The 24,021-nt window shown below is 63.9% G+C and carries 23 protein-coding genes; 11 read left to right on the forward strand and 12 right to left on the reverse strand.

Going from position 1 to position 24,021, the window contains the following annotated elements:
* Positions 1-59 precede the first annotated feature (59 nt).
* Both AC0L2R_RS17010 and AC0L2R_RS17015 read right to left on the reverse strand, forming a co-directional pair.
* A complete protein-coding gene (locus AC0L2R_RS17010; RefSeq protein WP_023802869.1) occupies positions 60-986 on the reverse strand; it encodes a LysR family transcriptional regulator in 927 nt (308 codons plus the stop codon).
* A 76-nt stretch (positions 987-1,062) separates the two neighbouring features.
* On the reverse strand, positions 1,063-1,836 hold the full coding sequence (locus AC0L2R_RS17015; RefSeq protein WP_027151613.1) for a DeoR/GlpR family DNA-binding transcription regulator: 774 nt from the start codon (positions 1,834-1,836) through the stop codon (positions 1,063-1,065).
* A 426-nt stretch (positions 1,837-2,262) separates the two neighbouring features.
* Here AC0L2R_RS17015 and AC0L2R_RS17020 point away from each other — a divergent pair, with 426 nt between their 5' ends.
* Together AC0L2R_RS17020 and AC0L2R_RS17025 are read left to right on the forward strand one after the other, a co-directional pair.
* Complete coding sequence (locus AC0L2R_RS17020; protein WP_473510328.1) at positions 2,263-3,147, forward strand: phosphotransferase; 885 nt, start codon at positions 2,263-2,265, stop codon at positions 3,145-3,147.
* Positions 3,144-5,597 (forward strand): GcvT family protein, encoded by a 2,454-nt coding sequence (locus AC0L2R_RS17025; RefSeq protein WP_473510330.1) that lies wholly within the window; start codon positions 3,144-3,146, stop codon positions 5,595-5,597. The genes AC0L2R_RS17020 and AC0L2R_RS17025 overlap by 4 nt, the downstream gene beginning before the upstream one ends.
* 115 nt (positions 5,598-5,712) lie before the next feature.
* Here the strand turns inward: AC0L2R_RS17025 and AC0L2R_RS17030 are convergent, their stop codons facing one another.
* Positions 5,713-6,345: a class I SAM-dependent DNA methyltransferase gene (locus AC0L2R_RS17030; protein WP_473510332.1), complete on the reverse strand. Its 633-nt coding sequence runs from the start codon at positions 6,343-6,345 to the stop codon at positions 5,713-5,715.
* 159 nt (positions 6,346-6,504) lie between these two features.
* Here AC0L2R_RS17030 and AC0L2R_RS17035 point away from each other — a divergent pair, with 159 nt between their 5' ends.
* Positions 6,505-7,407, forward strand: coding sequence for a phosphotransferase (locus tag AC0L2R_RS17035; RefSeq protein ID WP_473510333.1), 903 nt, complete (start codon positions 6,505-6,507; stop codon positions 7,405-7,407).
* 41 nt (positions 7,408-7,448) lie between these two features.
* On the opposite strand, the gene AC0L2R_RS17040 is transcribed toward AC0L2R_RS17035, so the two are convergent.
* The 4 genes from AC0L2R_RS17040 to ilvD form a co-directional block, all read right to left on the reverse strand.
* Positions 7,449-8,369 carry a DMT family transporter gene (locus AC0L2R_RS17040; RefSeq protein ID WP_473510335.1) on the reverse strand — a complete coding sequence of 307 codons (921 nt, stop codon included), beginning with the start codon at positions 8,367-8,369 and terminating at the stop codon, positions 7,449-7,451.
* Between the two features lie 140 nt (positions 8,370-8,509).
* A complete protein-coding gene (locus AC0L2R_RS17045) occupies positions 8,510-8,764 on the reverse strand; it encodes a hypothetical protein (protein WP_023802862.1) in 255 nt (84 codons plus the stop codon).
* Positions 8,765-8,810: 46 nt separating this feature from the next.
* Positions 8,811-10,121 carry an amidohydrolase family protein gene (locus AC0L2R_RS17050; RefSeq protein ID WP_473510336.1) on the reverse strand — a complete coding sequence of 437 codons (1,311 nt, stop codon included), beginning with the start codon at positions 10,119-10,121 and terminating at the stop codon, positions 8,811-8,813.
* A 28-nt stretch (positions 10,122-10,149) separates the two neighbouring features.
* Positions 10,150-11,994, reverse strand: a complete 1,845-nt coding sequence (gene ilvD, locus AC0L2R_RS17055) for a dihydroxy-acid dehydratase (protein WP_473510338.1) — start codon at positions 11,992-11,994, stop codon at positions 10,150-10,152.
* A gap of 277 nt (positions 11,995-12,271) precedes the next feature.
* On the opposite strand from ilvD, the gene AC0L2R_RS17060 reads away from it, so the two are divergent.
* Complete coding sequence (locus AC0L2R_RS17060) at positions 12,272-12,745, forward strand: VOC family protein (RefSeq protein WP_292406851.1); 474 nt, start codon at positions 12,272-12,274, stop codon at positions 12,743-12,745.
* A gap of 173 nt (positions 12,746-12,918) precedes the next feature.
* Here the strand turns inward: AC0L2R_RS17060 and AC0L2R_RS17065 are convergent, their stop codons facing one another.
* Positions 12,919-14,511, reverse strand: coding sequence for a peptide chain release factor 3 (locus AC0L2R_RS17065; RefSeq protein WP_473510340.1), 1,593 nt, complete (start codon positions 14,509-14,511; stop codon positions 12,919-12,921).
* Between the two features lie 136 nt (positions 14,512-14,647).
* On the opposite strand from AC0L2R_RS17065, the gene AC0L2R_RS17070 reads away from it, so the two are divergent.
* Positions 14,648-15,724 (forward strand): NAD(P)/FAD-dependent oxidoreductase, encoded by a 1,077-nt coding sequence (locus AC0L2R_RS17070; RefSeq protein ID WP_473510342.1) that lies wholly within the window; start codon positions 14,648-14,650, stop codon positions 15,722-15,724.
* Here the strand turns inward: AC0L2R_RS17070 and AC0L2R_RS17075 are convergent.
* The 3 genes from AC0L2R_RS17075 to AC0L2R_RS17085 form a co-directional block, all read right to left on the reverse strand.
* Complete coding sequence (locus AC0L2R_RS17075; protein WP_473510343.1) at positions 15,718-17,091, reverse strand: amidase; 1,374 nt, start codon at positions 17,089-17,091, stop codon at positions 15,718-15,720. The two genes, AC0L2R_RS17070 and AC0L2R_RS17075, sit on opposite strands and share 7 nt — an antisense overlap.
* Positions 17,092-17,259: 168 nt before the next feature.
* Entirely contained in the window at positions 17,260-18,057 is a 798-nt protein-coding gene (locus tag AC0L2R_RS17080) for a class II glutamine amidotransferase (RefSeq protein WP_473510345.1), read from the reverse strand.
* Between the two features lie 14 nt (positions 18,058-18,071).
* Positions 18,072-18,326, reverse strand: a complete 255-nt coding sequence (locus AC0L2R_RS17085) for a DUF6356 family protein (RefSeq protein WP_473510346.1) — start codon at positions 18,324-18,326, stop codon at positions 18,072-18,074.
* A 115-nt stretch (positions 18,327-18,441) separates the two neighbouring features.
* Here AC0L2R_RS17085 and AC0L2R_RS17090 point away from each other — a divergent pair, with 115 nt between their 5' ends.
* The 6 genes from AC0L2R_RS17090 (at position 18,442) to AC0L2R_RS17115 (ending at position 22,954) form a co-directional block, all read left to right on the forward strand.
* A complete protein-coding gene (locus AC0L2R_RS17090; protein WP_473510348.1) occupies positions 18,442-18,912 on the forward strand; it encodes an Lrp/AsnC family transcriptional regulator in 471 nt (156 codons plus the stop codon).
* A gap of 84 nt (positions 18,913-18,996) precedes the next feature.
* Positions 18,997-19,482: a dUTP diphosphatase gene (dut, locus tag AC0L2R_RS17095; protein WP_473510350.1), complete on the forward strand. Its 486-nt coding sequence runs from the start codon at positions 18,997-18,999 to the stop codon at positions 19,480-19,482.
* Positions 19,482-20,138: an HAD family hydrolase gene (locus tag AC0L2R_RS17100; RefSeq protein ID WP_287055152.1), complete on the forward strand. Its 657-nt coding sequence runs from the start codon at positions 19,482-19,484 to the stop codon at positions 20,136-20,138. Before dut ends, AC0L2R_RS17100 begins: the two co-directional genes overlap by 1 nt.
* An 85-nt stretch (positions 20,139-20,223) precedes the next feature.
* Positions 20,224-21,072 carry a hypothetical protein gene (locus tag AC0L2R_RS17105; protein WP_473510352.1) on the forward strand — a complete coding sequence of 283 codons (849 nt, stop codon included), beginning with the start codon at positions 20,224-20,226 and terminating at the stop codon, positions 21,070-21,072.
* 69 nt (positions 21,073-21,141) lie between these two features.
* On the forward strand, positions 21,142-21,945 hold the full coding sequence (locus AC0L2R_RS17110; RefSeq protein ID WP_473510354.1) for an isocitrate lyase/PEP mutase family protein: 804 nt from the start codon (positions 21,142-21,144) through the stop codon (positions 21,943-21,945).
* Positions 21,946-21,958: 13 nt separating this feature from the next.
* Entirely contained in the window at positions 21,959-22,954 is a 996-nt protein-coding gene (locus tag AC0L2R_RS17115) for a proline racemase family protein (protein ID WP_473510355.1), read from the forward strand.
* Positions 22,955-23,039: 85 nt separating this feature from the next.
* Here AC0L2R_RS17115 and AC0L2R_RS17120 read toward each other — a convergent pair whose 3' ends face one another.
* Entirely contained in the window at positions 23,040-23,735 is a 696-nt protein-coding gene (locus tag AC0L2R_RS17120; RefSeq protein WP_473510357.1) for a sulfate transporter family protein, read from the reverse strand.
* Positions 23,736-24,021: the final 286 nt, after the last annotated feature.

A 24,021-nucleotide genomic window follows, 5' to 3' on the forward strand; every position in this document is an offset into this window, starting at 1 on the left:
GAAATTTCCGGTTTCGCAAATTCATTTGTCAGAAAGGCGATATCGGTTTTTCCGATAGATCAGCGGCCGTTCTTGTCCGGCCGCTGACGAACCATGCGCTGCGACTGGGCAAGCCCGATGAAGTCGCGCGCGGCCTGTGGCAGGCCGGAGCCGCGCCGCCAGACCGTGCCGACTTGGACAACGGGCAACGAGCCCGAAATATCGCGCGATTCGATGCGGTCGCCTTCAAGCGACCATGGCCGGTAGACGAGGTCGGGCAGCAGCGCCACGCCGGCGCCGGTGGCGACGAGGCTGCGCACCGCTTCGACCGAGCGGGTGCGGAAGGCGACATGCGGCTTGGCGGCGATCGCCGCCAGCAATTTTCCGGTATTCTCTTCGATCTCGTCGACGGTCAGCATGATCAGCGGCTCCGACGCGATATCGCTGATGCCGATGATGTCGGCGCTGGACAGCGGATGGCCAAGCGGCAGCCATAGCCGGTAGGGCGAGACTTCGAGAATTTCCGATTGCAGGGCGGTGCGGTCGCGCAGGTTCGATGTGACCATGACGGCGATGTCGAGCTTGCCGCCGACCAGCAGATGTTCGAGGTAGTCGCCATTGTCCTCGATGGCCGAGATCTCGACGCCCGGATAGGCGCGACGATAGCGGGCGAGAAGGTCGGACAGGACATAGCCGGCGACCAGCGAGGTGACGCCGAGTTGCAGCCGGCCGCCAGCCGCCGCTTGCTCGCCGGAGAAGGCGCGGCGCGCATCGGAAACATCGGCAAGGATCTTTGTCGCGTGGCGCAGGAACTGGTGGCCCTTGTGGGTGATGTTTAGGCCGCGCGGATGGCGCTCGAACAGTTCGACGCCGAGATCGCCTTCGAGCTCCTTGATCGCCTCGGTGACCGACGATTGCGAGATGGACAGGTTTTGGGCGGCGCCAGACACGGTGCCTTGCTCGGCGACGGCGATGAAGAACTGCAATTGGCGGATGGTGAAGGCCATGGCCGGACTAAACACCGGGACGGCAAGGAAGAAAAGCCGCCGATCCCAGGCTCACCGCATTACTGCTCTGGCCAGGTCAGGTCCCGCTTTCGCTGCCGGCAATACTGAGCCGTGCGCCAGCCTGGGCAAGGGCTGCGGCGATGGCGTGCGGCGGCGGCCGATCGGTGACGAGCTCGGAAAAACCGTCGAGGCCGCAGACTTGAACCAGGCCCTGGCGGCCGAACTTGGTGTGGTCGGTGATGACAAGCGAGCGCTGGCCGCGCGACAGCACCATGCGGGCGAATTCCGCCTCGTCCAGATCATAGTCCATCACGCCGGTGACGGCATCGACCGCGCCGGTGGAGATCACAGCGTGGCTGACGGAAAAGCGGCTGACGAATGCAATGGCCGAGACGCCGAAGGCAGCGCCCGAATCGCTGCGCAGTTCCCCGCCGGCCATGTAGACCTTGTTGCCGTTGACGGTGGCCAGCGTGCGGGCGATGTCGGAGGAGTTGGTGACCACCGTCAACCGCCGGTGACCGAGCAGTTCGCGGGCCAGGAAAGAGGTCGTGGTGCCGGTGTCGAGCATGATCGCTTCGCCGTCGCGGATGGTGGCGGCAACCATGCGGGCGATGGCGCGCTTGGCATCGGCATTCTCGCGCATACGCCGCTCGAACGGCGCCTCGCCGGCCATCGACGGCAGGCCGACGGCGCCATGCATCTTCAGGATCGAACCGTCACTGGTCAGCGGCTTGACGTCGCGGCGCACGGTCTCCAGCGAGACGCCCAGCCGGTCGGCCAGGCTGGCGATGGTGACGGTGCCTTCCTCATGGAGGAGACGCAGGATCTCGCCATGCCGCTTCGAGGGCATCGGTCTCACCCAATCGATTTGTTGCGCTACTGACCGCTTCTAAGGCAAATCGGCCACAGTTTACAAGAAATCCTTGTGATTTCGGGCAAAAAGCCACAAGTTGTCGTTGACAAGCCGGATCACATGGCGCGACACTGGCTTGTGACAGGCTTCGGAACTGCCACGGGAGAACGATGGCAGAGCCGCACCAAAATTCGCCTGCCCGAACGTCCGGGAAATCGTCTGACGTAAGGGAAAAGGACTTTTTTGAATCCGCGGGGGCGGATGCCGGAGTCAAAGAACCCGGCACTGGGGCTCGTCGGTGCGGTGCGGGATACCGATCCCGGGATCCCGCACCGACGAGGACTTCGCATTGCTCCCTCCTGCCGGCCGCCCTCTTTGCGTCGCCCGCGACGCCTTGAACCCCGCGCAACGAGGGATTCACCCGTGACCGCCGAGGACCGCATCCGCGCCCTGCCCTGCTGGACCGGCAGCATCGAGATCGCGCCGCTGCCAGGCGGCCTGAGCAACGCCAACTATCTGGTCAAGGACGCCGCCGGCCGGCATGTCGTGCGCTTTGGCCAGGACTTTCCATTCCATCATGTCTTTCGCGAGCGCGAGGTGATGACCGCGCGCGCGGCGCACGCCGCCGGCTTCGCGCCTGCGGTCCGCCATTCCGAGCCCGGCATCCTGGTAACGGAATTTCTCGGCGCCAAGACTTTTGTCGCCGAGGACGTCCGCGCCAATATCGACCGCGTCGCCGCCCTGATGCGCGGCTTCCATCGCGAGATGCCCAATCATGTCTCCGGCGCCGGCTTCATGTTCTGGGTATTCCATGTCATCCGCGACTATGCGCGCACGCTGGAGGAAGCCGACAGCCGCATGCGAAGCGAGTTGCCGCGGCTGCTGACGCTTGCAGACGAGCTCGAACAGGCGCAGAAATTGCTGCCGATCGTCTTCGGTCATAATGACCTTCTGCCGGCTAATATTCTCGATGACGGCCACAGGCTGTGGCTGATCGATTTCGAATATGCCGGCTTCAACACGGCGATGTTCGACCTCGCCGGCGTCGCCTCGAACGCCACCATGAACGACGAGGAGTCCTTCGCCTTCCTGACCGCCTATTTCATGAAGGAGCCGGACGAGGCGATCCGCCGCTCGCATGCGGCCATGCAATGCGCATCGCTGCTGCGCGAGGCGATGTGGAGCATGGTTTCCGAACTTTATCTCGACGCGCCCGGCATCGACTACGTTGCCTATACCGACGAAAACCTGACGCGGCTCGATGCCGCGCTGGAAAACTACAGAACAAAGTACGGACAGATATCATGACCTTGCCCGCCCACGCCGAGATCGTCGTCATCGGCGGCGGCATAATCGGCTGTTCGACGGCTTATCATCTGGCGCGTGACCACAAGGCCGATGTCGTGCTCCTGGAACAGGGCAAACTGACTTCGGGCTCGACATGGCATGCCGCGGGGCTGGTCGGTCAATTGCGGTCTTCGGCCTCGATCACCCGCGTGCTCAAATATTCGGTCGATCTCTACAAGGGGCTGGAAGCCGAAACCGGGCTGGCCACCGGCTGGAAGATGACCGGATGCCTCAGGCTCGCCACCAATGCCGACCGCTGGATCGAGTACAAGAGGCTGGCGACGACGGCGAAGAGCTTCGGCATGGACATGCAGTTGCTGTCACCGGCCGAGGTTAAGGCGATGTGGCCGCTGCTGGCAACCGGCGATCTCGTCGGCGCCAACTGGCTGCCGACCGACGGCCAGGCAAACCCTTCCGACATCACGCAGTCGCTGGCCAAAGGCGCGCGCATGCATGGCGCCAGGCTGTTCGAGGATGTCCGCGTCACCGGCTTCGACATGCAGGATGGCCGCATCACAACGGTAAAGACCAACAGGGGCGATATCGCCTGCGACAAGGTGGTGAACTGTGCCGGGCAATGGGCGCGGCAGGTGGGAGCGCTAGCCGGCATCAACGTGCCGCTGCAGCCGGTGAAGCACCAGTACATCGTCACCGAAAGAATAGACGGGGTGGCGACCGATGCGCCGACGATCCGCGACCCCGACCGCCGCATTTATTTCAAGGAGGAGGTCGGCGGGCTGGTGATGGGCGGCTATGAGCCGAACCCGCAAGCCTGGACGACCGATCTTCCTGGCGGCGATGTCCCTGACGACTGGCAGTTCCGGCTGTTCGACGACGATTACGATCATTTCGAGCAGCATATGAACCAGGCGATCACGCGGGTTCCGGCGCTCGAAACCGTCGGCGTCAAGCAGATGATCAACGGGCCGGAGAGCTTCACGCCGGACGGCAATTTCATTCTTGGCGTGGCACCCGAATGCGCCAACATGTTCGTCGGCGCCGGCTTCAACGCCTTCGGCATCGCGGCAGGCGGCGGCGCCGGCTGGGTGCTGGCGCAGTGGGTCGTCGACGGCGAGGCGCCACTCGACCTGTGGGTGGTCGATATCAGGCGCTTTTCCGACCTGCACCGCGACCGGCAATGGGTCCGCGACCGCACGCTGGAAGCCTATGGCAAGCACTATACGATCGGCTTCCCGCATGAAGAGTATGCCACGGGCCGGCCACGGATCGTGTCGCCACTCTATGAACGGCTGCAAAAGCACCGCGCCGTGTTCGGCTCCAAGCTCGGTTGGGAGCGGCCGAACTGGTTTGCGCCCGAAGGCGTCGAGCCGAAGGACATCTATTCGATGGGCCGGCAGAACTGGTTTTCGCCAGTCGGCGACGAGCACCGGCACGTGCGCGAACACGTCGGCATCTTCGACCAATCGTCCTTCGCCAAATACGAAATGACCGGTGCGGATGCGCTGAAGGCGCTCGACTGGATCTGCGCCAACGACGTCGCCAAGCCGGTCGGCCGGCTGACCTACACGCAGCTTCTCAACACGCGCGGCGGCATCGAGGCCGACCTGACCGTGGCGCGGCTCGGCGAAGACCGATTCTACGTCGTCACCGGCACCGGCTTTAGGACGCATGACTTCTCGTGGATCGGCGACCATGTCGGCAACGAGCTCGACGTGACGCTCACCGATGTCACCGAGGATTTCGGCACGCTGTCGCTGATGGGGCCGCGGGCCCGCGACGTGCTGGCTGCGGTGACCGATGCGGACGTGTCGAACACCGCTTTCCCGTTCGGACACGTGCGGGAAATCTCCATCGCCGGCACCACAGTTAGGGCGCTGCGCGTCACCTATGTCGGCGAGCTCGGCTGGGAGCTTCATGTGCCGATCGCGGCGACGGGCGAAATCTTCGACGCGCTGATGGCGGCGGGCGAGGAGCACAGCATCCGCCCGGTCGGCTACAGGGCGCTGGAATCGCTGCGGCTGGAAAAAGGCTACCGCGCCTGGGGCTCCGACATCACGCCCAACGACACGCCGCAGGAGGCCGGCCTTGGCTGGGCGGTGAAGCTTCGCAAGAACACAGATTTTCTCGGGCGGCGGGCGCTGGAAGAGATCGGCGGCGCGGTTCTGAAAAAACGCTTTGCCGGCTTCACCGTCGACGATTGCGAGATCGTGCTGCTCGGGCGCGAAACGATCCTGCGCAACAGCGAGCCGGTCGGCTACCTGACCAGCGGCGGCTATGGCTACACGGTCGGAAAGAACATCGGCTACGGCTATGTGCGCAACGCCGACGGCGTCAGCGACGATTTCCTCACCTGCGGCGACTACGAGCTGGTGGTGGCTATGCAGCGGACGCCGGCAAAAATCCATCTCGAGCCGCTTTACGACCCGGCCGGAGGAAGGATCAGAGCCTAAAGCGCGTCGCGTCTGAACGGATTCATGCGAGGCGCTTTAAGTTCTTGTTTCTATGCATGTCGTTATCGCAAAACCGCTGCTCACTTTTACGCGACATGCATAGGAGCGGGGATGGTCAGTTCACGCGCAGAACGAGACCGCGGCTGGGCACGGTGTCGGCCTCGCCCGGCATGGAGACATAGGGCGATGTCTCCTCGGCGCGCGTGACGACGCCCTTCGCCTCGAGGTCGGCTATCCCTGCGGAAAAGCCGGCGTCCCACAGGGTGTTCTTGACCGTCAGCACGATTATCCCGCCCGGCCGGCAGATGCGGATCAGTTCGTCCAGCCCCTCAGCGCCGACATGGCCCGAGGTGAAGACGCCGGCCGATATGATGCCGGCATAGGCATCATCCGCGAAGGGCAGCGGGCCGCCGAGCGCAAAGCAGTGAAGCGCCGAATAGACGCCCTTGCGCGCTGCCTGGGCCAGCATGCCTTCGGAAATGTCGAGCGCCTCGACCTGCGGATAGCCCGCGATCTTCAGCCACTCGCCGATGAGCCCGGTGCCGGCACCGGCATCGAGGAGCGGTGCCGCGCCGCGCGGCAGGTGGCGGGCAAGCAGGGCAAGGCAGATGGTCGGATGGCGATAACCGGCCGCCGACATGTCGGCGTCGTAGGTGTCGGACCAGCGGTCGTAGAGCGCCGCCACCTCCTCTGGCCGCTTCGCTGCATAGGCCGCGGCGAGCGCGCCTTTGTTTTTCCTGTCCGCCATTACAGTCTCGTCCGCAAATCACAGCGCCGCAGCGTTCTTAGCGCGTCCTACGGGGAACGCACGGCGCTGGAGTGAACCGCATGCAAGCGATGATAGCCAAACGGCGAAATTTGTGGAACCGTCGTCACCACAAATAGACGCGAAAAGAGGGCAGAAGCGATGGTGGACGAGGAAGCACGCGCGGCGCTTGCAGCCATTCCGGCGCTGGCCGGCTACGAGGGACCGCTGGAGCGGCTGGGTGGCCTCACCAACCTCGTCTTCAGGGCTGGAGATGCCTGCCTGCGGATTCCCGGCAAGGGCACGCAGGAGTATATCAACCGCGCCAACGAGGCGGTGGCGGCGCGGGAGGCAGCGATGGCCGGCGTCAGCCCCGAGCTGCTGCATGTCGACGGCGAGACAGGCGTGATGGTGACGCGCTTCATCGCGGGCGCCGAGACGATGTCGCCGGATAAATTCAAGACCCGGCCGGGCAGTCCGGCGCGTGCCGGCAAAGCCTTCCGCAGATTACATACATCCGGCGCGGTGTTTCCCTTCCGCTTCGAGCTGTTTGCGATGATCGACGACTACCTGAAGGTGCTGTCGACCAAGGACGTCGCCCTGCCTGCCGGTTACCACGACGTCGTTATCGAGGCGGAAACGGTGCGCTCGGCGCTTGCCGCGCATCCCCTGCCTCTCGTCGCCTGCCACTGCGATCCGCTGTGCGAAAATTTTCTCGATACGGGCGACAGGATGTGGATCGTCGACTGGGAATATTCCGGCATGAACGACCCGCTTTGGGATCTCGGCGACCTCAGCGTCGAAGGCCAGTTTGATACGGCGCAGGAGGACGAGATGATGGGCGCCTATTTCGGTGGCGAGCCGACGCCGGCGGCGCGCGGCCGCATCGTCATCTACAAGGCGATGTGCGATCTCTTGTGGACGCTGTGGGGACTGATCCAGCTTGCCAACAGCAATCCGGCCGACGATTTCCGCGCCTATGCCGACGGTCGCTTTTCACGCTGCAGGGCGCTGATGGAGACGGCCGACTTCTCAACGCATCTGGCGGCGGTGCGCGCCGGTTAAGTGCCAAAACTCTGAACCTTGAGGCACCAGAAATCTGGACCCTAGTTGACACCTTTCGGCACGTTTTCGGGCGGCACCGTGTCGACCACTTTCTGGCGATGGAAGATGAACAGGCCGGCCAGCACGATGATGCCCGAGCCGATCAGGATGCGCGGGCCGGGCATGTCGCCGAAGAAGGCCAGCCCGAAGATGACGGCCCATAGCAGCAGGCTGTAATGCAGCGGCGCCAGCGTCGACGCCGGCGCCAGCTTCAGCGCCCTGGTGATCATAAGATGCGCGCCGCAGGAGACGATGCCAAGAAGCAGCATGGCGCCGAAATCGAGCGAGGACGGCGTCTGCCAGTTGCCGATGGTGAGAAACCCGCCGACCACCAACGTGCCGATGGTTTGCCAGGTAACGAGCGAGGTGTCGCTGGTGCCGCGCAACCGCCGGTTGAGAATGATGGCGAAGGCGAATGAAATGCTTCCGGCCAGCGCGAAGGTCGACGACAGCGAAAACGCGGCCGAGGAAGGTTCGAGCATGATCAGCACACCGCAGAACCCGACCAGAATCGCCATCCAGCGGCGCCAGCCGACCTTTTCACCAAGCAACAGGTGGGACAGCGCCGCCACGTAGATCGGCCCTGCCATGTAGAAGCTCATGACGTCGGCGAGCGGCAGATAGACGACGGCGGCGTAGAACAGCGCCGTGTCAAGCGTCGTCATGACGACGCGCACGACCTGCAGTTCCAGGCGCTCCATGCGGAACAGCCTGGCCGCGCCTTGACGCGCGATCATCGGACCGAGCACGAAAAAGGCGCCGATGGAACGGATCAGCACGACCTGACCGACGGAAAAGCTGGCGACCAGCCATTTACCCATCGCATCGTTCAACGCAAACAGGAAATCGCCGGCCAGCATCAGCAGAATGCCAGCCAAAAGCACGTTCCTGATCGTCGAATTCTGGGCTGTTGGCTCTGCCATGCCGATGTCGCTTCCTCCTGCATGAAAGCCCGGTGAGCAGCGTCGTAGACGCAAGCAGCCGCTTTGACGAGCGGAAATCGGGAAGCCGGCCAGACCAGGGACCGGAAAACGGCTGGGCCTGTACGGACGATCGCAACGGCCTACTTTGGCCGTGGCCGAATGATAACCGGACGATAGATCACCGGCCGATCCCAGGGATCGAAGACCGACGCACTTCTGAGTTCGGCGCGGCGCGCCAGATCGATGCGCTGCAGACATTCGGCGAAGGCATCATTCTTCCTGACGAAACCGTAGGAACGGCATTTCGCCTCGTCAGCGGCACGACGGTCTTCGGCCGTCATGCAGCCTGCACAGGTCGCCGCCAACACGACCACCATCGCCGCCTTGTGCCACATGACATCCTCCTCGGCATAAAACTGGAGGTTGATTGTAGACTTGCGGTCAGGACCTATCAATCTGATCGATGGAGTTTTGAGACCGGCGATGCCTGCGGTTCACTGTTGCCGGCCGTCCGGCGATCGAGAGCCGTGTTTCCTGCCTGGCCCGCTCGGCCACCACCTTGCCCCTGGCGATGACACAGAGTCGCTCGGGACGCAGGCGCAAGGCCTCGACCGGATCGCCGGCATCGAGGACGACGAGGCTGGCGCGCTTGCCGACCGACAGGCCGAAATGGTCGAGGCCCATGATGGCGGCGTTGACGTTGGTGACCATGTCGAAGCAGCGCGCCATGTCGGCCGGGCTCGACATCTGGGCGACGTGAAGGCCCATGAAGGCGACGTCGAGCATGTCGGCGGTGCCCAGCGAATACCAGGGGTCGAGCACGCAATCCTGACCCCAGCCGACGCGGATACCGTGGGCAAGCATTTCCTTGACCCGCGTCAGGCCGCGGCGTTTGGGGAATGTGTCGTGGCGGCCCTGCAGCATGATGTTGATCAGCGGATTGGGGATCGCCGAGACGCCTGCCTCTGATATCAGCGGCAACAGCTTCGAGACATAGTAATTGTCCATCGAGTGCATCGACGTAAGATGCGAGCCGGCGACCCTGCCCTGCAGGCCGAGGCGTTGCGTCTCATAGGCCAGTTGTTCGATATGGCGCGACAGCGGATCATCGGTCTCGTCGCAATGCAGGTCGACCATGAGGCCGCGTTCTGCCGCGATTTCGCACAGTTCCGTCACCGAACGCGTGCCGTCGGCCACGGTGCGCTCGAAATGCGGAATACCGCCGACGATGTCGACACCCATGTCGAGCGCGCGGATGGTGTTATCGCGCGCCGTCGGCGAGCGATAAAACCCATCCTGCGGGAAGGCGACCAGTTGCAGGTCGATATAGGGCGCGACGGTCTTCTTCACATCGAGCAGGGCTTCGACCGCCAGCAGCCTGGTATCGCAGACATCGACATGGCTGCGGATGGCGAGCAGGCCCATGGACACCGCCCAGTCGCAATAGGCGAGCGCGCGGTCGCGCACCGCTTCGTGCGTCAACAGCGGCTTCAGTTCGCCCCACAGCGAGATGCCTTCGAGCAGCGTGCCCGACACGTTGATGCGCGGGATGCCTAGCGAGAGCGTGGCGTCCATGTGAAAATGCGGATCGACGAAGGGCGGCGAGATCAGATTGCCATGGGCATCAATCGCCGTGCCCGCGCCAGCGTTCAGCTCCGGCTCGATGGCCGCGATCGTCTCGCCGATGATGCCGATATCGGCGATCCTGCCGTCGGGCAGCGTGCCGCCGCGGACGATAAGGTCGAAATCCATCTACCGTCATCCCTTTGAAGAAGCGAACCTATTCCGGCACATACCTTACCGCACCCTTTGCAGCACTGGTCGCCATCGAGGCGTAGGCGCGCAAGGCCATCGTCACCTTGCGCTTGCGCTTTTCCTCGGGCTTCCAGGCGGCGGCTCCCTTGGCCTCCATCGCGGCGCGGCGGGCGGCCAGTTCGGCATCGTCGACGGCAAGCCGGATGGTGCGGTTCGGGATATCGATCTCGATCGTATCGCCCTCATGCACCAGCCCGATCAGCCCGCCTTCCGCCGCCTCGGGAGAAGCATGGCCTATCGACAGGCCGGAGGTGCCGCCGGAGAAGCGGCCATCGGTGACCAGCGCGCAGGCCTTGCCGAGGCCCTTCGACTTCAAATAGCTGGTCGGATAGAGCATTTCCTGCATGCCGGGGCCGCCGCGCGGCCCTTCGTAGCGGATGACGACGACATCGCCGGCCTTGATCTCGTTGGACAGGATCGCCTTGACGCTGGCGTCCTGGCTTTCGAACACCCTGGCCGGGCCGGTGAATTTCAGGATCGATTCATCGACGCCCGCGGTCTTCACGATACAGCCGTCGAGCGCCAGGTTGCCTTTCAGCACGGCAAGGCCACCATCCTTGGAAAAAGGATATTGGGCTGAGCGGATGACACCCTTCTCCCGATCGAGATCGAGTTCGTCCCAGCGGCGATCCTGGCTGAAGGCGACCTGCGTCGGCACGCCGCCAGGGGCCGCCAGAAAGAAGTCGCGGACATTTTGGCTTGACGTGCGCGAGATATCCCAATGGTCGAGCGCTTCGCCGAGGCTTGCGGTGTGCACGGTCGGCAGGTCGCGGTTGATCAGTCCGGCGCTATCGAGCTGGCCGAGGATCGCCATGATGCCGCCGGCGCGGTGGACGTCTTCCATGTGCACATCCGCCTTGGCGGGGGCAACCTTGCATAGCACCGGCACCTTGCGTGACAGCGCGTCAATGTCGTCCTGACCGAAATCGATCTCGCCCTCATGCGCGGCAGCCAGGATGTGCAGCACGGTGTTGGTCGAGCCGCCCATGGCGATGTCGAGCGTCATGGCGTTCTCGAAGGCACCCTTCGAAGCGATGCTGCGCGGCAGCGCGGTGTCGTCGTCCTGCTCGTAGTAGCGCTGGGCGAGATCGACGATCAGGTGGCCGGCCTCGACGAACAGCCGCCTGCGGTCGACGTGCGTCGCCAGCGTCGAACCGTTGCCGGGCAGCGAAAGGCCGAGCGCCTCGGTCAGGCAATTCATCGAATTGGCGGTGAACATGCCCGAGCAGGAGCCGCAGGTCGGGCAGGCAGAGCGCTCGATGGTCTTGACGTCCTCGTCGGAGATCTTGTCGTCGGCAGCCGCGACCATGGCGTCCACCAGATCGAGCGCCTGCGTCTTGCCGGCAAGCACCACCTTGCCGGCTTCCATCGGGCCGCCGGAGACGAAGACGGTCGGGATATTGAGACGCAGCGACGCCATCAGCATGCCCGGCGTGATCTTGTCGCAATTCGAGATGCAGACCATGGCGTCGGCGCAGTGGGCGTTGACCATGTATTCGACCGAGTCGGCGATCAGCTCGCGCGAAGGCAGCGAATAGAGCATGCCGTCATGACCCATGGCGATGCCGTCGTCGACAGCGATGGTGTTGAACTCTTTCGCAACGCCGCCGGCCTTCTCGATCTCGCGGGCGACCAGCTGGCCGAGATCCTTGAGATGGACGTGGCCCGGAACGAACTGGGTGAAGGAATTGACGACAGCGATGATGGGCTTGCCGAAATCGGAATCCTTCATGCCGGTGGCGCGCCACAGGCCGCGGGCGCCGGCCATGTTACGGCCATGGGTGGTGGTGCGGGAACGGTAGGCGGGCATTAAACTGTCCTTGCTGTCTGCGTGGCGTCCGAACAGGCGCGGAAAACCGGAATTGAGCGGCGTTATACACGCCACCGTCTGGTCTGGCCACGGTTTTGCGATGCGCCGGGATCTTGAGCCAAAGACGGCAAGCCGGTCCAGGCAGTAAAAAAGTCAGAGGTGCTGTCGGATCGTGTTTTGTTTGAGCGTCCTTGGGCAGACGGCGGCGACCGGCATCAATCGCCAGCCGGCCGTTGGACGCGTGAAAACAAGCCAAAACAGCCCGAGGAGCAAGAAAATGCAAAAGATCACCCCCTGCCTGTGGTTCGACGACCAGGCCGAGGAGGCCATGAACCATTACATCTCCATCTTCAAGAACTCGAAGGTGCTGAGTGTGATGCGCTGGCCCAAGGGCAGCGGCGATAATGAGGGCAAGGTGCTGGTGACCTATTTCGAGCTCGACGGCGTGCAGTTCCAGGCGCTCAACGGCGGGCCGCAATTCAAGTTCACCGAGGCAGTCTCGCTGTCCATCGACTGCAAGACGCAGGAGGAGGTCGACTATTTCTGGGACAGGCTCATCGAGGGCGGTGGCGAGCCCAGCCAGTGCAGCTGGCTGAAGGACAAATTCGGCGTCTCCTGGCAGGTCGTGCCGGAGCAATTGCCGAGGCTGCTGCAGGACCCCGACACCGAAAAGGCCGGCCGCGTCATGCAGGCGATGATGCAAATGTCCAAGATCGACATCGCCAAGATCGAGGAGGCAGCCAGGGGGTGAGGAGCCGACCGATCTTCCCTTCTCCCCTTGTGGGAGAAGGTGGATCGGCGCGCAGCGCCGAGACGGTTGAGGGGTGTTGGACAGAACGAGGCGTCGGCGTTCCCTGGAACACCCCTCATCCGTCGCCTTCGGCGACACCTTCTCCCACAAGGGGAGAAGGGAAAACCAACAGGTCAAGCCGCCTTGTCGCGGACCTGGTAGTCCTTGACCGCCGCAAAACGGATCGCCTTCCAGCGCTCGGCCTCGTAGTTGAGCGAAAAGGCGTGCTGGGCAAGGAACACCGGATCGTGGTCGAGGTCGCGGGCAATGTCGCCGCGATGCGCCTCGATGAAGCGATGAACCTCGGCCTTGTCGTCGGCCGATATCCAGCGGCAGACGGAAAAGCGCGACATCTCGAAATCGACCGGCAGCGTGTATTCGATATTCAGCCGCTCCTTCAGCACGTCAAGCTGCAGCGCACCGACGACGCCGACGATTGCCGGCGAGCCGTCTTCTGGCGAGAACAGTTGCACGACGCCTTCCTCGGCCATCTGGTGCAGCGCCTCCTTCAGCTTCTTGGCCTTCATCGCGTCGCCGAGCCGGACGCGGCGCAGGATTTCCGGCGCGAAATTCGGCACGCCGCGGAACAGGATCTCCTCGCCCTCGGTCAGCGTATCGCCGATGCGCAGCGTGCCGTGGTTGGGGATGCCGACGACGTCGCCGGCAAAGGCCTCGTCGGCGGTGACGCGGGTGCGGGCGAAGAAAAATTGCGGCGCCGACAGGCTCATCGGTTTTCCCGTGCGCACCAGCTTGGCTTTCATGCCGCGCTCGAGCTTGCCCGAGCAGACGCGGACGAAGGCGATGCGGTCGCGGTGGTTGGGATCCATGTTGGCCTGGATCTTGAAGACGAAGGAGGTCATCCTATCCTCGGTCGCCTCGACTTTGCGGCTATCGGCTTCCTGCGCGCGTGGCGGCGGCCCGTAGGCACCAAGCGCCTCGATCAGGTCGCGGACGCCGTAATTGCGCAGCGCCGAACCGAAATAAACCGGCGTCAGATGGCCCTCGCGAAACGCACCGATGTCGAGCGGGCGGCAGGCTTCGCGCGCCAGCTCCAGCTCCTCGATGAAAGCCTCGCGCTCGTTCTCCGGCAACAGGCCGGCGACGCGGTTGGAGTCGGGACCATTGACCGGCGTGCGTTCTTTCTCGGCGTCGCCCTTGCGCACCGCGTTCAGCGCCAGATGATAGGTGCCGGAAAAGGTTTTGCCGCGGCCGATCGGCCAGGTGATCGGTGCGGTGTCCAGCGCCAGCTTCTGCTCGATCTCATCGAGTATCTCGAACGGGTCGCGGCTTTCGCGGTCCATCTTGTTGACGAAGGTGATGATCGGGATGTCGCGAAGCCGGCAGACCTCGAACAGTTTTAGCGTGCGCGGCTCTATACCCTTGGCGGCGTCGATGACCATGACCGCCGCATCGACCGCCGACAGCGTGCGATAGGTATCGTCGGCGAAATCCTCGTGACCGGGCGTATCGAGCAGGTTGAAGACATTGTCCTCATACTCGAAGGTCATCACCGAGGTGACGACCGAAATGCCGCGCTCGCGCTCGATCTTCATCCAGTCCGACCGGGTCTGGATGCGATCCTTCTTGGCCTTGACCTCGCCGGCAAGCTGGATGGCACCGCCGAACAAAAGCAGCTTTTCGGTCAGCGTCGTCTTGCCGGCGTCCGGATGCGCGATGATCGCGAAAGTGCGGCGGCGCGCCACCGCGTTCGTGATGTCTTCAGCCAATTTGTGGAATCCCATGTGGTGCGCGGGCTTCTAGCAGCGCTTTTGCAGCCTGTCGAACAATTTTGGGCGGTTGCCCGGCCTTGAGATAGGTCCGCCGCAATGGCATCAACAGAGGCGGTTCGATAAAGGTCCATCCATGAGCGCAGCCAAGCACGTCATTGTCGTCGGCGCCGGCATCATCGGTGCGTCCATCGCCTGGCATCTGGCGAAGGCTGGCGCGAACGTGACGATCGTTGCCGACAGCGGTGCGGGCGGCGTCGCCACGCCGAATTCCTTTGCCTGGATCAATGCCAGTTGGGGCAATCCAGAGCCGTATTTCCGGCTGCGTACCCGTTCGATGGCCGAATGGACGCGGCTTGCCCATGACGTGCCCGGCATTCCACTCGCCTGGTGCGGCGGCCTGTGCTGGGACCTGCCGCCGGCCGAGCTTGAGGCCTATGCCGCCGAGCATTCCGCCTGGGGCTACGGGATCGAGCGCGTCGACCGCGTGGGAGCCGCACGTATAGAGCCCAATTTGACCGAGCTTTCCGACTTCGCCCTTCACGTCGCTGAGGAGGGCGTGGCCGAACCGGTCGCGGCCACGCAGACGCTGCTGGCCGACGCCGAGCGACTTGGCGCGCGGGTGATTACCGGCACGACAGTCACCGCGCTGATACAGACCAAAGGCAGGATTAGCGGCGTCGATACGTCAGGCGGACGGATTGTCGCCGACGAGTTGGTGATCGCGGCCGGCGCCGGCTCTGCGGCAATTGCGGCAACGGCCGGGCTAAAACTGCCGATTGAGACGCCGCCCGGCCTGATCGTCCATTCACGCCCGTACGAAAAGCTGCTCAACGGCCTGGTGATCGGCGACCGGCTGCACATGCGCCAGACTGCCGAGGGCCGCATCATCGCCGGCTCGGATTTCGGCGGCGCCGATCCGGGCATGGATGCCGAAGCCACAGCCCGCGACCTGTTTGCGGCGATGAAGAGCATGCTGCGCGGCGCCGACCGGCTGGAACTGGATTTTCACACCGTCGGCTATCGGCCGACGCCGATCGACGGCTTTCCGATCATCGGACGGGCTCAAAGCGTGAGCAGCCTCTATGTCGCGGTCATGCATTCCGGCATCACGCTGGCGCCTGCCGTCGGCCTGTTCGCCGGCCGGGAAATACTGGACGACGCGCGCGATCCGCTACTTGAGCCCTATAGGCTAACGCGGTTTGCTCAATAGCCGGGCGGACGGCGAAAACCGCCGCTCAGCGGCGCTATTGCCCTGGCGATGCCAAGCAGCCGCGATTCTGACCAGCGACGGCCGACCAGCTGCAGGCCGATGGGCAGGCCGTCGCGGTCCTGCTCGCAGGGCATCGACAGTGCCGGGTGGCCGCTGTAGTTGAACACCGCGCCATAGGCTGGCAGCAGCCAGTAGCTCTGCTCCCTGTCATCGACCTTGATTGGTGTTCCCGGCTCGCAATGCGGAAAGGCCGTGGTCATGGCGACGGGACAAAGCAAGACATCGCAACCTTCGAAAAACCGGTCCCAGGCAAGGATTGACTGGTCGCGGTGGGCGAGCGCTTCGAACCAGCGCGAGACCGGTGTCGGTTCTTCTGGCGGCTTCGGCTGCGCAGCCTCCAGCATCATGCTGATCAGCGCGCCGCCTTGCGTCAGATCGTCATGCAGGCCGAGCGTCGGCAGTCTTGCTTCCTCGACGACTGCCCCCGCAGACTTGAGTTGCTCGGCCAGACTTTCGACCGCGGCCCTGATCTCGCCGGCTACCGGAAAACCCGGAAAGGCCGGCGCGAAAGCGATGCGCAGGGTCTTGAGATTGACCTCAGGCATGTCCTCGACCAGCACCGGGGCAAGGTCGGTGTCGCTGCCATCCGGTCCTGCAATGATCCTCAGGATCAGCGCCAGATCTTCGACGTTGCGGGCCAGCGGACCGATGCAGGACATCAGCCGTACGCCGCGCGGCACGCCACCGGGATCGGGAAAGGCGCCGGCCAAGGAGACGCGATGCTCGGTCGGCTTGAGGCCGTAGACGCCGCAGAAGGCTGCCGGCAGGCGGATCGAATCCTGCATGTCGGTGCCGAGTTCGAATGGCGTCATGCCCGCGCAAAGTGCTGCCGCCGCTCCCCCGCTGGAACCGCCGGCGGTGCGCGATAGATCCCACGGATTACTGGTGCGGCCGAACAGCGGGTTGTTCGACTGCCAGTCGCCCAGCATCGTTGCGACATTTGTCTTGCCGACGAGCACGCCGCCGGCCGCCTTCAACCTGAGAACGACCGGGCTGTCTTTTCTCGCCACATAGTCGGCAAAAGGCGGGAAGCCGACCGTCGTCTTCATCCCCAGTGTTTCGTGAGTGTCCTTCAGCGTGAACGGCACGCCGTGCAGCGGCCCGAGAGCGTCGCCGCGCGCCTGCGCTTCGTCGGCCTTCTTCGCGCGAGCGCGAGCCCCTTCCCTGTCGAGCGTGACGACCGCGTTGACCGCCTCATTATGCCTGTCGATCTCAGCCAAATGCGCGTCCAGCGCTTCCACGGCGGAAATCCTGCGGTCGAGGATCGCGGCAGCCAAGTCTCTGGTGGAGGAAAAGACGAGGTCCATGACCAATGCTCCGGCTTGCTAGCGGCGCCAGCCTCACCAAATGGCGGACTACGGCGCGTCTTCAAGCCGAGTTCAGCATTCGAGGACAGGTGGTGCTTGATCGGAATTGCGCTGCGAGGGTCTGTTGAGGGGGCGCTGTCCCGCGATGTTGCCGCGATAGCGAGGGAGCTACACGGCCAGCGCCAGTCTTGCCGGTTCCGGCGCAAATGGACGAGTGGTCATGCCGTCTCTGGTAATGGTGACGAAGCTAGAGGGCGGGATCGGCTGCCAGTCGCCGCCATCACGGTCGAAAGGCTCCGACATCAGGCATCGCCCGCCGTTGCGGAAGACGGAGGTGTAGAGCGTCGGCGCGTGGGCATCGGTCGCATAGCGCACCGCATGGAGCGATTCGCCGTCCGACAAGGCGGCGGTAAGTCTCAGCGCCGGTTCGAAGCCGGCGCGGCGCGAGGCGTCGATCACCCGCGCCGTAGCGCGCGACACCGCGCCTTGCGGATCGCCCGCCAGACCCTCGTCGATCATCAGGAGAAAGAAAAGTTCGGAATCGGTGGTGCCCTCGCGGCGATCGAAGACATCGTCGGAGAGCGCGTTTTCCAGTGCGCGGCGGATTCTTTCGAAGCCGCCGATCTGGCCGTTGTGCATGAACGACCAGCGGCCGGCAGTGAAGGGATGACAGTTCATGCGGCTGGTGGCGCCGCCGGTCGAGGCGCGCACATGGGCCAGGAACAGGCTGGACCTGATCTGCCGGCACAGGCTCTTCAGATTGGGATCGGACCAGGCCGGCAGGATGTCGCGATACAGGCCCGGTTCGGGCCGGTCGCCGTACCAGGCGAGACCAAAGCCATCGCCATTGGTCGGCGACTTGGCTTCCTGGGCGCAATGACTCTGGGCGATCAGCGAATGGCAGGGCGCCGTGACGATGTCTTCCAGGAAAACCGCTTCGCCAAGGTAGGCCGCCCACCGGCACATCGCTCAATCTTCCCTCAGGCGCGATCCATGCGAGCCGCAGGCTCCTTGATCGCGTGTGTGCCTCTGTTGTGCGTGCGCTCATAGAGCTCGCGGACGATTCGGCTGGCCGTAGTCTCACACAGAAATGGCAAGAAAGCGTGAATGAGTGCGGCGAACGCTGCCATGAACAGACGCGAGCAGAACCACGCCGCGAAGGCCATATGGCTGAAATAGGTCTCGCCCACCTTGGCCGGGTGAGAGGTAAAGAGCCTTGCAAGCCGTGTCGTCATGGTGATCCCTCCTGGCTGGGTAAGCCCCCGATGCTGAGTATTCTGGCACGAGCTTCTGGTTCATCGGTCCCAAATCATCCTTGTGTTTGGCCAAATAATGGGACAAGCATCCCACATGGCTCTGGAGATCGATGAGATCGACCGAAGATTGCTGGCCGAACTGCAACGCGACGGCACGCTGTCGGTCGACCAATTGTCGCAAAGGGTGTCGCTGTCGCGCAACGCCTGCTGGCGCCGGGTCAAGCGGCTCGAGGAAGACGGCGTCATCACCGGCCGGGTGGCGCTGGTCGATGCCGACAAGCTTGGCCTTGGCCTTTCGGTGTTCATCCTGGTCCGGACCTCCAATCATGATCCCGACTGGCTGCAAAAATTTCGGGCGGCAGTGGGCGGCTTTCCCGAGATCACCGGCGTCTACCGCATGTCCGGCGACCTCGACTATGTCTTGCGCGCCCGCGTCGCCGACGTGAAGGCGTATGACCGGCTCTATCAGCGGCTTATCGCCAAGGTGGCGCTGTCGGATGTTTCGGCCTCCTTCGTCATGGAGGAGATCAAGGAGACGACCATCGTCCCCGTAGAACTGCGCTGAAACGGAACTGCGCTGAAAGAAAGCCGTTGATAGTCTGGCCGCCGAGTTGACTGAATCGGCGTTGATAGCGATAGGATCAGCCTCATGCGCGCAGCCCTCTACACTTCCTCCGTCATCGGTCCGGCCGTCGGCTTCATCAGGCTGCCGCACGGTGAAGGCCTGCCGCTTCCCGCCTATGAAAGCCCGGGCGCCGCCGGCATGGATCTGCGCGCCGCGGTGCCGGACGACCGGCCGCTGCTGATCCTGCCGGGAAAACGCGCGCTGGTGCCGACCGGACTGATCCTGGAGATCCCTGAGGGGGTGGAAGGCCAGGTCCGGCCACGCTCGGGCCTCGCCTTCAAGCACGGGCTTACCTGCCTCAACACGCCGGGCACCATCGACAGCGACTATCGCGGCGAGGTCAAGGTGCTGCTGATCAATCTTGGCGACGAGGATTTCGCGGTGACGCGCGGCATGCGGATCGCGCAGATCGTCTTCGCCCCGGTGACGCAGGCGATGGTCGATGAGCGCAGCTTGGCCGGCGGAACGACGCGCGGCTCCGGCGGCTTCGGATCGACCGGCACGGCCTGATGTCGCTACCCAAACTCGTCATCTTCGATTGCGACGGGGTTCTGGTCGACACCGAAAACCTAGCCAATCGGCGCCTTGCCGAATGGCTCAGCGCCGCCGGATACCCGGCAAGCTTCGAATATTGCCGCAAGAACTTCTCCGGTCGCGCCATGGTCTCGGTGCAGAAGGAAGTCGAGGCGACCGGCGCCAGCCTCGGCGCCGATTTCGTCGACCGTTGGAATGCCGGACTGCCGGACCTGTTCGCGCATGGCGTCGAAGCCGTCCCCTATGTCAGGCAGTTCATCGAAGCCGTGCACGCTGCCGGGATCGCAACTTGCGTCGCTTCGTCGGCGCGGGTGAGTAAAATGCACATCACGCTCGGCCAGACCGGGCTGCTGCCGCTGTTCGAGCATGCACTGTTCAGCTCGACCATGGTTTCGCGCGGCAAGCCGTTTCCCGACCTGTTCCTGCATGCCGCAAGCACGATGGGCTTCGCGCCCGCCGACTGCATCGTCATCGAGGACAGCGTCGCCGGGACATTAGCCGGCATTGCCGCCGGCATGCGCGTATTTTCCTACTACGGCGACCCGCATTCCGACCGCGACGGCCTGACCGAGGCCGGCGGCATCCTGTTTGACGACATGCGCGAGCTGGCCGGGCTGGTGCCGATCCCCTGATCTGGTCTTCAGGTTTTTATCCGGCTGGACGCGCCAGGCGCCCATGCTAGCTTGCCAATGTTCGACAGTGGGAGGCGCCCAGCCTATGAACTCGATCCTGTTTCGCTTCACCCTCGCCTGCTTGCTGCTGCCGTGTCTGTGGGCCGCGGCCGGCGCGCAGGGCGTCAGCTTCCCGGACCTTGGCAGCGCCGTTCCCGGCCACGAGGACACGACCTATCTCGACCTCGCCAGGATGGTCATTCCCGATCTGGCGGCGGACAAGGACGGCTTCTACCGTGGTTCCATGCCGATCGAGATGCGCCATATCGAAGGTGGGGATAGCGGTGGCGTGCCACCCGAAACGTCGGGCTTTTCCGATGCTGGCGTGCTCCAGATCAGGGCCGGCGGCAAGGAGCGGCTGGCCATGCTGTTCGACCTCGGCAGTTCCTCCGACAGCGCTGAGGGCTTTGCGGTGCTGGCGCTTTACGATCTTGCCGGCAAGCCGAGACTGCTCGACGCTGTCAATGTCGCCGTCGACCGGAGCACCTATCTCCGCGCTCCGGGCAAGCTGCCGATCGGGCCCGGCGATGACGCCATCATCACCCTGAGCACGCATTTCAATTCGAGCCAGGGCTATGTGAGCACGCCGCTGATCCTGGTCCGCGACGACAGGTTCGAGCTGATCGACATGATCTATACGTTCGACGAGTCCCTGTGTGCCTACAGGCGCACGCAGGAGTTGGGGTTTCAGACCGTTGCGGAAGGCCAGCCCTATGCGGCCATCAAGGCGACGGTGACCGATGCCACCGTGCCGAATGGCGAAAGTTGCGACGATCCGGCGCCCGAGGCTTCCTCGCGCGACATCTCCGTCACCTACCATTGGGACGGGACCGCATACGTCAAGGGGTCCGACGCACTGGACAAATTGGCAGGAGAGAACGCCAATCGCTTCTGACCCATTCGCATTCGTTTGCCCGGCGGGCAGTGGCGGGATAAAATGCGCTTCGCACTCTGGGGAGCATCCATGGACAAGGGCAAAATCTTTCGCGACCTGCACAGTTCGATCTTCGTCATGCCCAACCCCTGGGACGTCGGCACGACGAAACTGCTGGCCTCCTTCGGTTTCAAGGCGTTGGCGACGACCAGCGCCGGCTTTGCCTTTTCGCGCGGCCTGCCCGATGGCGCGGTGACCTTCGAGGCGATGATCCACCACTGCCGCGACGTGACCGCGGCGACCGGCCTGCCGGTCTCGGCCGACCTCGAGAAGGGCAAGGGCGACAGCGCGACAAGTGCCGCGGAAACTATCTTCGCAGCCGAAGCGGCAGGCCTCGCCGGCTGCTCGATCGAGGACCACACCGGCGAGCCCGACAAGCCGATTTATGAATTTTCGCATGCCGTCGAGCGCGTCGCCGCTGCAGCGGAGGCGGCACGGGCGCTGAAGCACGACTTCGTCTTCACCGCGCGGGCCGAGAATTTTCTGTGGGGCAGGCCAGACATCGACGACACGATCAAGCGGCTGCAGGCCTTCGAGAAGGCCGGCGCCGACGTGCTCTACGCGCCAGGCCTCGGCGATGTCGAGACGGTGCAAACCGTCTGCTCGGCGCTGACCAAGCCGGTCAACGTCATGGTGAGGCCCGGCTTCACCGTCGCCGATCTTGCCCTGGCAGGGGTCAAGCGCATTTCGCTCGGGCCCTGGCTGACCAATTACGCCTTCGGCATGCTGGAAACGGCGGCACGTGAGATCCAGCAGGACGGCACCTTCGGCTTCACCCGCACCGCCATGCCGTTCGGCAAGCTGCAGGCGTTGTTTGCCAAATCTTCAGCTTAGATTGGCCCAACGCATGAAGCTCAGCGTCGTCGACATGCACACCGGCGGCGAGCCGCTGCGGATCGTCACCGGTGGTTATCCCAGGATTCCTGCAGGCACGATCCTGGAAAAACGCGCCTATGTGCGCGATCACCTCGATCATCTCAGGAAGATCCTGATGTTCGAGCCGCGCGGCCATCACGACATGTATGGCGCGCTACTGGTGGAACCCGATCTGCCCGGCGCCGACTTGGCCGTGCTGTTTATGCACAATGAGGGCTATTCGACGATGTGCGGCCACGCCATCGTCGCGCTCGGCCGCTACGCCGTCGACGAGGGACTGGTGGCGCGGCAGGAGCCGCTGACGACAGTCAAAATCGAGGCGCCGTGCGGACTGGTCGTCGCCTCGGTCGAGGTGCAAGATGGCAAGGCCGGTGCTGTATCGTTCGAAAGCGTGCCGGCCTTTCTGTTCGCCCGCAACCAGCAGATCGAATTGCCGGGCTTCGGGGCAATCAGCTTCGACATCGCCTATGGCGGCGCCTTCTATGCGCTCGCCGATTGCCGCCAGTTCGGGCTGGAGTTCGGCAAGAACCGCGTGCGCGATTTCGTCGATGCGGCGACGGCGCTGACGGAGAGGCTGAAGAAAGTATTCCCGCTGTCGCATCCGGACCATGCCGACCTTGCCTTTCTCTACGGCACCATCCTGACCGACGGACAGGACGCATATGCCGATAGCCCGACCAAAAACATCTGCGTCTTCGCCGACGCCGAGGTCGACCGTTCGCCAACCGGATCGGGCGTCGCCGCGCGGCTGACGGCAATGCATGCCAAGGGCGAAATCGCCGGTCAGACGCGGCTGTTCGAGAGTGTTGCAGGCTCGCGCTTTTCCGGCAGCGTGGCGAGGACCGCGAAAGCCGGGCCGCATGACGCCATCATCGCCCGCGTCGGCGGCCGCGCCTTCTACAGCGGCCGGGCCGAATTCATCGTCGAACCCGACGACGAGTTGGGACGTGGTTTTCTTTTGCGTTAGCGCCGAACCCAACAAAACGGAACGGAGCGTAACGTTTGGCTACAACCGCCATTCGCAAGCCTGCATCACCAGAACATCAGCACTCCTAAGCCGCTTCGCGCGCCGAGATAGCCTTGTGCAAATGCACCATCATGGCGGCGGCGAACAGCGGCGTCAAAAGGTTGAGCAGCGGCACCGCGAGGAAGGCAGCGACAACCAGCCCGGCGAGAAACACCGTGACGGCATGTTTTTTGCGCAATGCCCGGGCCTCGGCCTCCGGGCGAAAGCGCATGGCGGCGAATTCGAAGAATTCGCGTCCCAGCAGATAGCCGTTGACGATGAAGAAGGCAGCGATGTTGATGCCCGGCACCAGCAGCAGCAGCAAGGCCACGATGTTGCCGAGGATGACGACGCCGAAGAATCTTATCGCCAGCACCAGCGAGCGCAGCGCCGGCGTCGCGCGGCCGGGCGGGTCATTGGGATAGTCGGTGCGCTCGACCAGTTCGGCGGCGTCGTCGAGGAACAGGCCGGCGATGATCGCCGTCACCGGCGCGATCAGCAGCGCCAGACCGAGCGCCAGACCGATCCCGGCGACGATGACGCCCAGCCATCCGGCCCAGGACGGCAGGGCGGGCAGCCATGCGTCGATCCATGGCCAGGCCAGCCATTCGAACAGGGCCTCGATGGCGAACCAAAGCGCGGCGAGCGCCAGCAAGGTCAGGCCCAACGTTTTTACGAACACCGAGCGGAATTCGGGCGAGAACAGCTGGCTGGCGGCGGCGCGGGCGGCGCTGGAGATCACGGCGTTTCCAATTCCAAGTTGAACATCTGCGAAATAGGCGGAGACACGACAAGTCGCAAGCACAACCAAGGGGCGCAACCCAAGGGCACAACCAAGTGCGGCGTCACGCCATTTAAAAAATCACGGCCTAGGCAAAGCCGCATCAAATCGCTAGACCCGCCCGCGGCCGGCATGCCAGAAAGCCGGTGGTTTTTCGCGGAGACATGATTGATGCCGAACTATGACGTGCTTTGTATCGGTAATGCCATTGTCGACATCATCGCCCAGTGCGACGAGGCATTCCTTG

Source organism: Mesorhizobium sp. WSM4820, assembly GCF_055811075.1.